Origin of the sequence: Actinoplanes palleronii, assembly GCF_016862315.1 — a bacterium.
Classification (GTDB): domain Bacteria; phylum Actinomycetota; class Actinomycetes; order Mycobacteriales; family Micromonosporaceae; genus Actinoplanes; species Actinoplanes palleronii.
The window spans coordinates 58823-67264 of the sequence record NZ_BOMS01000146.1 but is presented as its reverse complement, the minus strand read 5'-3'; the positions used below and the strand labels follow the sequence as shown (position 1 = coordinate 67264).

Sequence of the window (8442 nt, the reverse complement as noted above, 5' to 3'; positions counted from 1 at the left end):
ACGTTCACATGAGCATCATAGCTGCCTCAAGAGCGCCAAAGATGCTCAACACGCCAGCAGTTAGCTACCCCTGCCCGACGCGGTGCCCGCGCTGCGCTGCCCGCGCGCGCGGCGACTGAAGGGCGTCACGTGTCGCGGTTGGCCTTGCCGTCCAGGCGCAGTTCGTTGCTGGGGTCGCTGTGCGCGGTGCCGCTGTTGACGTGCTTGTCGCCGATCGTCGTCCCGTTCTTGATCACGTGGACGAGAGCCATGGCGTGCCCGCGGCCGAGCTCGTAGTCGTCCTTGAGCCACTGCACGATCACGCCCGCCTTGGTGTCGACGTCGTAGCCACGCGCGTGCGCCTCGGCAACGAGATCAGCGGGAATCTTGCCGGTCTTGACCTCGATCGCGTCGAGGTATGCCTGGAAGGACATGGCGCGCTCCTGACAGAGATCGAGTGCGGTAGTGCCACTCTAAAGTCTCCGCGGCGTAGCCTGCTCTGGTGGGAGCGATCGTGCCGTGGTTGACCTTCGTCGCCGTGCTGGCGGCAGTTCTGGGCGGCCTGACGTGGCTCGCGGCCCGGGTCCGGCGCAGCGGGGCGGGCCGGGACATCATGGGGCCGGTGGACCTGATCTATCGTCCGGACACGTATCGGATCCATCAGGAGATCCGCGTTCAGGAGGACCGCTCGGTGGCCATGCCGTCGCCGGGTGATCCGCTGCATTAGCGACAGCGCAGGTGCTTGATCATCATGGGGTGGGCATTTTCTCGTTGTCGATTCCGCCGCTGTTCGCGGCTCTCGGTTCATCCCGCAACGTTCTGATCGCCGGTGCGGGCGGCGGTTTTGATGTGTACGCGGGTCTGCCGCTGGCCGTGGCGCTGTGGAACAGCGGCGTGCGGGTCCACCTGGCCAACCTGTCCTTCTCCGAACTCGAACTGATCGACCGCGACGCGTGGATGACCGAGCACGTCGCGGCGATCTCACCGGAGACGACCAGCCCGGATTGGTATTTCCCGGAGGGAACGCTCGCCCGCTGGCTGGCGGTTCACGACCTGCCGTCGACGGTCTACGCCTTCCCGCCGCTCGGTGTCCAGACGTTGCGCGAGGCGTACCGGCACCTGATCGACAGCCTGGGCATCGACGCGATCGTGCTGGTCGACGGCGGCACGGACATCCTGCTGCGCGGCGACGAGAGCAACCTCGGCACGCCGGTGGAGGACATCACCAGTCTGGGTGCGGTGGCGGGCCTGGACGTGCCGGTCAAGCTGGTCACCTGTCTCGGATTCGGGATCGACGCTTTCGACGGCGTCAACCACGTGCAGGTGCTGGAGAACATCGCCGCGCTGGACCGGGAGGGCGGTTATCTGGGCGCGCTGTCCATTCCGAATGCGAGCCGGGAGGCGATGTTGTATCGCGATGCCGTCGCGGATGCCCAGGTGGCTACGCCGGCACGGCCGAGCATCGTGCACGGGCAGATCGAGGCCGCGACCCGAGGGGCGTTCGGCGACGTTCAGTTCAGCCGGCGGACCAGTGGGAGCGCGCTGTTCGTCAACCCGCTGATGGCCATCTACTTCACGGTCGGCCTGGACAAGCTGGCGGCCCGATGTCTGTATCTGGACCGCATCGAGAACACCATCGGCAGGCGGCAGGTGATCAGCCGCATCGAGGCGTACCGCAACGAGGTCTCGCCACGGATTCCACGCGCCTTCCCGCACTGAGCCCCTCAGCGCGGAGCGTCGGGACCTTCGCCGGCTGACCTGGGGGAGCCGGCACGCATGGCCCGGGTGGACTGCCGGAACGGACTATCGGTCGGGTCGGCAGAGGTGTAGCGCGCTGGTCCGAAACGCCTGGCGGGCGTCCGTCGGGGACATCCGGCCGGCCGCCACCTCGGCGGCCGCCACGTGGATGAGGCCGATCACCGCTGCCGCGAGCCATGCCGGTGGGACCCGGGGGTCGAACTCGCCGGCTGCCTGTCCGCGTTCGATCAAGCGGGTCAACCGGTCGGTGATCGGCGCGTGTCGCTGCGGATCGACTTCGGGTGCCCCGTTCAGCGCGTCGGTGTGCAGGATGGGGTATTTCGTGAGGATCTCCCAGAGGAGGTCCAGCCAGTGTCCGAGGGTCTCAGTCGGCAGGCCTTTCGCCGGGTCGAGACGGTCCACCTGGGACGTCACGTCGGCCGCGATGTGGCCGATCACCGCGGCGATCAATTCCTCGCGGGTCGGATAGTGGGCATAAACGGTCTGGCGGGCTACCCCCGCTGCGGTCGCGATGTCACGCATGCTGGCCTGCGGCCGTTCGGCCAGCAGATCGATCGCGGCCTGTCGCACGGCCGCGCGACTCCGTTCGGCGTCCGCCCGACGAGCTCTTAACTCTGACACAGTTGTCAAGGATAGCGGACGCGCTTATCTTGGACAGCGATGTCAGAGATAGCGGGGGTTCGTTGATGGAGCCGTTGATTGTTCTCGTCGCCGTGACCGCGATCCAGTCCGTCGTCCGACGGAGTCGACCGTGGTCCCTACCCTTGCGCGACGGCCTCGCCGCGATGTTCGTCATGACCGGGACGGCGCACTTCGTCGGCCTGCGCGACACGATGATCGCCATGGTGCCGCCCGGCCTCCCGGCGCCGGCCACGCTGGTCTCGATCTCCGGGGCGCTCGAGCTGCTGGGTGCGGTCGGCCTGCTCTGGTCACGTACCAGGCCCTGGGCCGGCCTCGGCCTGTTCCTGCTGCTGCTTGCGGTCTTCCCGGCCAACGTCCACGCCGCCCGCGCCGGCATCTCGACCAGTCCCGGCGACTCGCTGCTGCCCCGGACCCTGATCCAGCTGGTCTTCCTGGCGGCGACTCTCGCGATCCCGGTCGGGTATTGGCGCTCGCGTCGCCGGGCGTCCCCGAGTCGTCCGATGGCCGGGGCAGAGCGAGGCGCCTACGGGGTCGACGGCGATTTCAGCCGGGTGTCCGCGGGCGCGCAGCTCACGATCGTTGTCCTGGTCTGGCTCGGGCTGGTCGCTCTCACGGCCACTGCCCTCGCCCGGGGCTGGATCGTGGTCGCCGTCCTCGCTGGGCTGGTTGCGCTCGGGCTGCTGTTCGCGATCGGCACCTACGCCTACACGACCCGCGTCGGCAAGTTCCGGGTCTGGTCCGAACTGCTCACCGGCCTGCGGCTGGACGGTGACGAGGAACTGCTCGATCTCGGCTGCGGCCGCGGCGCCGTCCTGCTCGCCGCGGCCAGACTCCTGCCGCGAGGCCACGCGACCGGTATTGATCGGTGGCAGGCCGACCAGACCGGCAACTGCGCCGACGCCACCCACCGCAACGCCCGGAGCGAGGGGGTCGCCGACCGGGTTCGTCTGTTCACCGGTGACGTCCGCCGGCTACCTTTCGACGACGACAGCTTCGACGTCATCGTCAGCAGCCTGGTCCTGCACAACATCCACGACGCCGACGGCCGGCGGGCGGCACTCGACGAGGCTGTCCGCGTACTGCGTCCCGGCGGCCGCCTGCTGATCGCCGACCTGGCGCACACCGGCGACTACCTCGCCCGCCTGCGACACCACGGCCTCACGGCCGGCCGCCGCAACCTGGGACCCCGAATGTGGTGGACGGGCCCATGGGGGCCGACCCACCTGGTGACGGCCACCGCCGGAGCTGATCGACAGTCGTCAACGGAGCCGGTGCCGAGCTGATGCCGGCCCGGCACGCATCAGGCCGAGGGACTGTTCGGGGACCGTGCCCACCGTACGGATAATGTTTTGGGGTAGTCGAACTTTTTGAGTCGGCTGTGCGTGAGCTGTGTCGTGAACCGGAAACGGGTGGCCGGTCTTGACGGTCTGCGTGGGCTCTGTGCCCTCTATGTGATGCTGTTCCACTGCTGGGCTTACACGTTTCGTGGGTTTCCGCGTTATCGCGGGCCGGACTGGCTGAGCTGGCTCGGGTTCGGGCGGCTCTCCGTGGTGTTCTTCCTGGTGCTGTCGGGGTTCTCGCTGGCGCTGGGCGCCGCGCACAACGGCTGGCGACTGGGCGGGCTGGCCCGGTATGCCCGGCGGCGGGCCTGGCGGATCCTGCCCGCCTACTGGGCCGCGCTGGCGTTCAGCCTGGTCGTCGCGTGGGCCGTGGTGCGCCAGCCGCACTCCCCGGAGCCGGACGCCGGGTCGGTGGTGATCTACACGCTGCTGCTCCAGGATCTGTTCGCCGGACCCACCCCGAACGGCGCGTTCTGGTCGATCGGGGTGGAGGTGCTTTTGTACGGCGTACTCCCGCTGCTTTTGATTTTGTGTCGCCGAGTCGGCCCGGCGGTGATGCTGGGCGTTGTCACCCTGCCCGTGGTCGTGGTCGGTTTTGTGGTTTTCGACGGGTCGCCGCCGCAGGGCGACAATTGGCTGGCCCCGCATCTCGTGCCGGCATTCGCGGCCGGGGTGGTGGCGGCGGGCGTGGTCGCGGCGGGTGACCGTCTGCGCCGTTTGCCGTGGGCCGGATTGGCGCTGCTGGCCGCGATTCCGGCCGGGGCGCTCATCCTCTATCAGGGGTCGCGGTGGATGGTCACCCACTATTACTGGGTCGACCTGGCGGTTGTTCCGGCGATGACGTTGTTTTTGCTGGCAGTGGTGAGCGGGCGGCCCGCCGGGCTGGTCCGGCTGCTCGACTCGGCGCCGTTGCGGGGCCTGGGGTCGATTTCGTACAGCCTCTATTTGATTCATCTGCCGATCGTGGTGGCGATCGACAAGAAGGTGGTGGCGCCGCAGCTGGGTCACGGCACCGTGGCGTTCGTGGTGACGACGGTGCTTGCCGGTGGGTTCTCACTGATCGGGGCGTGGTTCTTCGCCAAGGCGTTCGAGGTGCCGTTCCGCTCGTGGGCGGACGTCAGGAACGTGCTGCGGCCGCCGGTGCCCGCCGCAGGAGTGAACGACGACGGTCGCGGCGTGCTCACCGGATCCGGCGTGCGGTCCGGGCGGTGGGGCGGGTGACCGGGTGCCGGCGAGCGCACGGCCGTGCACCAGCCGGCCGGGTGGCCCGCTCCGGGGAGGGCGGTGAGAGTCCGCATGACCAGATCGCGTGCGTTTGCCGCCCACCCGCGGGCGGTAGGCGCACGCACGACCCGATCGCGGACCGCCACCGCCCCCGAACCCGCCCCACTGCGCGGCTATCGTGCTGACGGTTACGCATGGAAAGGATCGATCGGGGATGAGTCCGGACCGCAGCCACGACGACCGCGGGGTGATGAGCAGAATCCTGCTGCTCGGCCGCGTCGTCTTCAGTAACCCTGTGCTCGCGTGAACGGCAACGTGGAGGAGCAGAGTGCTGCGCTGTGCGCGGCTCTGGCCCGGAACGCCTCGCTGCTCGCGGTGCTGGAGCGGGCCGCGGTCCTGGACCTGCCCGGCTGGTATCTGACCGGTGGGGCGGTGTTCCAGACCGTCTGGAACGTTGTCACCGGGCAGCCGGCCACCGCCGGGATCAAGGATTATGACCTGTTCTACTTCGACGGAGGGGACCTGTCCTGGGAAGCCGAGGACCGGGTCATCACCGCGGCGGCCGTGGCCTTCGCGGACGTCGGGGTCAGTGTGGAAGTGCGGAACGAGGCGCGGGTGCACCTCTGGTACGAGCAGAAGTTCGGGGCGGCCTGTCCGCCCTACGACTCGACCGAGGCGGCCATCGACTCGTTCGTCGCCACCACCTGCTCCGTCGGGGTCCGGGTGGAGGCGGGCGGGCGGTGGCGGATCTACGCGCCGCACGGGCTCGGGGACGTGTTCAACCTGGTGCTGCGGCCCAACCCGGGGGAGGGGCGGCGTGCGGCCTACGAGACGAAGTCGGTGCGGTGGGCTCAGCAGTGGCCCGAGCTCACGGTTCTTGAGTGGCCGGAATGAACGACGGGAATGTCACCCCGGTCAGGTTCTCCGAGGCGGTCCACAGGCGTTGCTGGACGGCCACCTCGTACGAATCAGGGCTTGAAATGACGAGTCGCGGGTGGCCCTTGATCTCGAAGCGGCCGCCGGGGCCGTAGTACTGGCCGCCGAGCGTGGCCGGGTCGGTGGCGGCGCGCAAGGTGGGCAGGGCGCCCATCGCCGGGGTCTGGGTGATCAGCGGCGCGAGCATGGTGAGCGGGAGTCGCAGCGCCGCGGGGGTGTTGCGGGCGAGTTCGGTGCTGGACACGCCGGGGTGTGCGGCGACCGCGACGGTGGTGCCGTGGGTGGCGAGGCGGCGTTGTAGCTCGTAGGTGAACATCAGGTTGGCCAGTTTGGACTGGCCGTAGGCGCCGACCCGGCTGTACGAGCGCTCCCACTGCAGGTCGTCGAAGTGGATCGCGGCCCGGATGCGGTGACCGGTGCTGCTGACCGTGACCACCCGGGAGCCGGGCACCGGCAGCATCAGGTCCAGCAGCAGGCCGGTGAGCGCGAAGTGGCCCAGGTGGTTGGTGCCGAACTGCATCTCGAAGCCGTCGCGGGTGGTCTGCTGCGGGGTGTACATCACGCCGGCGTTGTTGATCAGCAGGTCGATCCGGGGGAGCCGGGACCGCAGCGCGGCGGCCGCGGTGCGGACCGAGTCGAGTGAGGTCAGGTCGAGTGCCTGCACGCTCACGTCGCCGGTGATCCGGGCCGCGGCCTGCTCGCCCTTGTCGGTGTTGCGCACCGCGAGCACCACGGATGCTCCGCGCTCGGCGAGGGCCTTGGCGGTCTCGAAGCCCAGTCCGGTGTTGGCGCCGGTCACCACCGCGACCCGTCCGTGCTGGTCGGGGATGTTCGCCGTCGTCCACTGCTCGCTCATGTCGGGCTCCTCGTTCGCTAACGTACCGAAGGTATCTTGTGCTGACGACGTTAAAGTACCTTCGGTACGTTGTCAACGTACCGCGGGTACGTAAGTTAGGCTGGCGGCCGTGACATTCCAGCGGGCGCGGACCGAAGAGCAGCGGGAGATCCGTCGGCGGGCGATCCTCGACGGGGCGTCGGCGATGCTCGACGAGATGCCGGTGGCCGCGGTCACCCTGAACGAACTCAGTCGCCGGGTCGGGCTGGCGAAGCCGAACGTGTTGCGATATTTCGAGTCGCGCGAGGCGGTGCTGCTGGAACTGCTGGATCTCTTCCTGCGGGAGTGGCTGGCGGAGCTGGCCGTCGAGTTGGCCGCCGGGGTCGGTGAGGATCTGCCGATGGCGGAGCGGGCGGCGGCGGTGGCCGAGATCCTCAGCCGCTCGCTCGCCGGCCGGGTGGTGCTGTGTGACCTGTTCGGGGCGCAGGGCAGCGTGCTGGAGCGCAACGTCTCGGTCGAGGTGGTGACCCGCTACAAGCGTGGGTCGCTGGAGCGGTTGGCCACGATGTCCGGCCTGCTCGGGAAGTACCTGCCGGAGCTGGGGGAGGACGCCACCCTGGTCAGCCTGCAGACCATGGTGCTGGCCGGTGCGCTGTCGGCGTACAGCACGCCGCCGCCCAGCCTGCAGGCGGCGTATCTGGCCGAGCCCGAACTGGGCCGCTTCCACATGGCGTTGGCGGACTCGTTGAAGATGGCGCTGACCGCGACCCTGCTGGGCGTGCTACCTCGCTGACCGGCGAGCGGCGCGCCAGCCGCCGACCGCCAGGTAGATCTCGTTCGCGCCGAACCACGCGAACGGCAGGGTCTCGCGGGCCGCGGCGATGAGGATTCGGCGGTCGGGCATCAGGTGCGCAGGTGGGACGCGCCGTTGAGGTCCAGGATCGCGCCGGAGGACCACGTCGCCTCCGGGGAGCTGAGGTAGGCCACGGCCGCGGCGACCTCTTCCGGAGTGCCGACCCGGCCGAACGGGCTCTGCGCGAGCAACGCCTCGCCCGCCGTACCGGCGAGCTTCGCCGCCTGCCGGTCGGTGCTGACGAAACCGGGCGCGACCGAGGTCACCGCGATCTGGTACGGGGCGAGCGCCACCGCCATCGACTGTCCGAAAGCGTGCAGGCCGGCCTTCGCGGCGCCGTACGCGGGATAGTCCGGCTCGCCGCGGAACGCACCGCGGGAGCCGACGTTGACGACGCGGCCGGGCGCGCCCCGGTCGATCAGGTGCCGGGCCACCAGGTACGTGACGTTGGCCGCGCCGATCAGGTCGACGTCGAGCATCCGGCGCCACGCGTGCTGCCAGTCCGCGTAGGACACGTCGGCGACGGCGTGCCGGTTGCTCTCCGCGGGGGCCACCGCCGCGTTGTTGACCAGGACGTCGATGCCGCCGAGCGCGGCCACGGCGGCGTCCACGATGCCGGCGGCCTGATCGGGATCGCTCACGTCGCCGTGCACCAGGGTGTGACCCGAACCGGACAGCCGCGCCAGGGTCTGCTCGGCCTCCGCGCGGGCGGAGCCGTAGTGCACCGCGACCCGGTCGCCGCGCGCGGCGAGGGCGACCGCGATGGCCCGGCCGATACCGCGCGACGCTCCGGTCACCAGGGAACGCGTGATCGCCTGTGGGGTTGTCACGGCTCTGAGCTAACCATCTCGCCCCGGGGTGACGACGGTCACGTC

11 protein-coding genes are annotated in these 8442 nt (G+C 69.6%); 6 read left to right on the top strand and 5 right to left on the bottom strand.

Annotation, left to right across the window (positions count from 1 at the left end):
• Positions 1–125 precede the first annotated feature (125 nt).
• Positions 126–413 (bottom strand): DUF4287 domain-containing protein, encoded by a 288-nt coding sequence (locus tag Apa02nite_RS42835; RefSeq protein WP_203830206.1) that lies wholly within the window; start codon positions 411–413, stop codon positions 126–128.
• Between the two features lie 68 nt (positions 414–481).
• Between Apa02nite_RS42835 and Apa02nite_RS42830 the strand changes: the two genes are divergently transcribed.
• A complete protein-coding gene (locus tag Apa02nite_RS42830) occupies positions 482–706 on the top strand; it encodes a hypothetical protein (protein WP_203830205.1) in 225 nt (74 codons plus the stop codon).
• A gap of 29 nt (positions 707–735) precedes the next feature.
• The gene (locus tag Apa02nite_RS42825; RefSeq protein WP_239164954.1) at positions 736–1698 is read left to right on the top strand and encodes a DUF1152 domain-containing protein; all 963 of its coding nucleotides are present in this window, start codon (positions 736–738) and stop codon (positions 1696–1698) included.
• An 84-nt stretch (positions 1699–1782) separates the two neighbouring features.
• On the opposite strand, the gene Apa02nite_RS42820 is transcribed toward Apa02nite_RS42825, so the two are convergent.
• Positions 1783–2307, bottom strand: a complete 525-nt coding sequence (locus Apa02nite_RS42820; RefSeq protein ID WP_203830204.1) for a TetR/AcrR family transcriptional regulator — start codon at positions 2305–2307, stop codon at positions 1783–1785.
• A gap of 194 nt (positions 2308–2501) precedes the next feature.
• Here Apa02nite_RS42820 and Apa02nite_RS42810 point away from each other — a divergent pair, with 194 nt between their 5' ends.
• The 3 genes from Apa02nite_RS42810 to Apa02nite_RS42800 all read left to right on the top strand — a co-directional run bounded on the left by Apa02nite_RS42810 (position 2502) and on the right by Apa02nite_RS42800 (position 5837).
• Entirely contained in the window at positions 2502–3662 is a 1161-nt protein-coding gene (locus Apa02nite_RS42810) for a methyltransferase domain-containing protein (RefSeq protein ID WP_239164953.1), read from the top strand.
• Positions 3663–3773: 111 nt separating this feature from the next.
• Positions 3774–4940: an acyltransferase family protein gene (locus Apa02nite_RS42805; RefSeq protein ID WP_203830203.1), complete on the top strand. Its 1167-nt coding sequence runs from the start codon at positions 3774–3776 to the stop codon at positions 4938–4940.
• A gap of 306 nt (positions 4941–5246) precedes the next feature.
• Positions 5247–5837, top strand: a complete 591-nt coding sequence (locus tag Apa02nite_RS42800; RefSeq protein WP_203830202.1) for a nucleotidyltransferase family protein — start codon at positions 5247–5249, stop codon at positions 5835–5837.
• Here the strand turns inward: Apa02nite_RS42800 and Apa02nite_RS42795 are convergent.
• The gene (locus tag Apa02nite_RS42795) at positions 5812–6735 is read right to left on the bottom strand and encodes an SDR family NAD(P)-dependent oxidoreductase (RefSeq protein ID WP_203830201.1); all 924 of its coding nucleotides are present in this window, start codon (positions 6733–6735) and stop codon (positions 5812–5814) included. The genes Apa02nite_RS42800 and Apa02nite_RS42795 overlap by 26 nt on opposite strands.
• 109 nt (positions 6736–6844) lie before the next feature.
• On the opposite strand from Apa02nite_RS42795, the gene Apa02nite_RS42790 reads away from it, so the two are divergent.
• Positions 6845–7507 (top strand): TetR/AcrR family transcriptional regulator, encoded by a 663-nt coding sequence (locus Apa02nite_RS42790; RefSeq protein WP_203830200.1) that lies wholly within the window; start codon positions 6845–6847, stop codon positions 7505–7507.
• Here the strand turns inward: Apa02nite_RS42790 and Apa02nite_RS52135 are convergent.
• Both Apa02nite_RS52135 and Apa02nite_RS42785 read right to left on the bottom strand, forming a co-directional pair.
• Positions 7496–7618 (bottom strand): hypothetical protein, encoded by a 123-nt coding sequence (locus tag Apa02nite_RS52135; RefSeq protein ID WP_275412892.1) that lies wholly within the window; start codon positions 7616–7618, stop codon positions 7496–7498. The two genes, Apa02nite_RS42790 and Apa02nite_RS52135, sit on opposite strands and share 12 nt — an antisense overlap.
• Positions 7618–8397, bottom strand: a complete 780-nt coding sequence (locus tag Apa02nite_RS42785) for an SDR family NAD(P)-dependent oxidoreductase (RefSeq protein ID WP_198171282.1) — start codon at positions 8395–8397, stop codon at positions 7618–7620. Before Apa02nite_RS42785 ends, Apa02nite_RS52135 begins: the two co-directional genes overlap by 1 nt.
• Positions 8398–8442: the final 45 nt, after the last annotated feature.

Coding starts and splice junctions, on each gene's coding strand:
- Apa02nite_RS42835 (WP_203830206.1), bottom strand. CDS start 413: ATGTCCTTCCAGGCATACCTCGACGCGATCGAGGTCAAGACCGGCAAG.
- Apa02nite_RS42795 (WP_203830201.1), bottom strand. CDS start 6,735: ATGAGCGAGCAGTGGACGACGGCGAACATCCCCGACCAGCACGGACGG.
- Apa02nite_RS52135 (WP_275412892.1), bottom strand. CDS start 7,618: ATGCCCGACCGCCGAATCCTCATCGCCGCGGCCCGCGAGACCCTGCCG.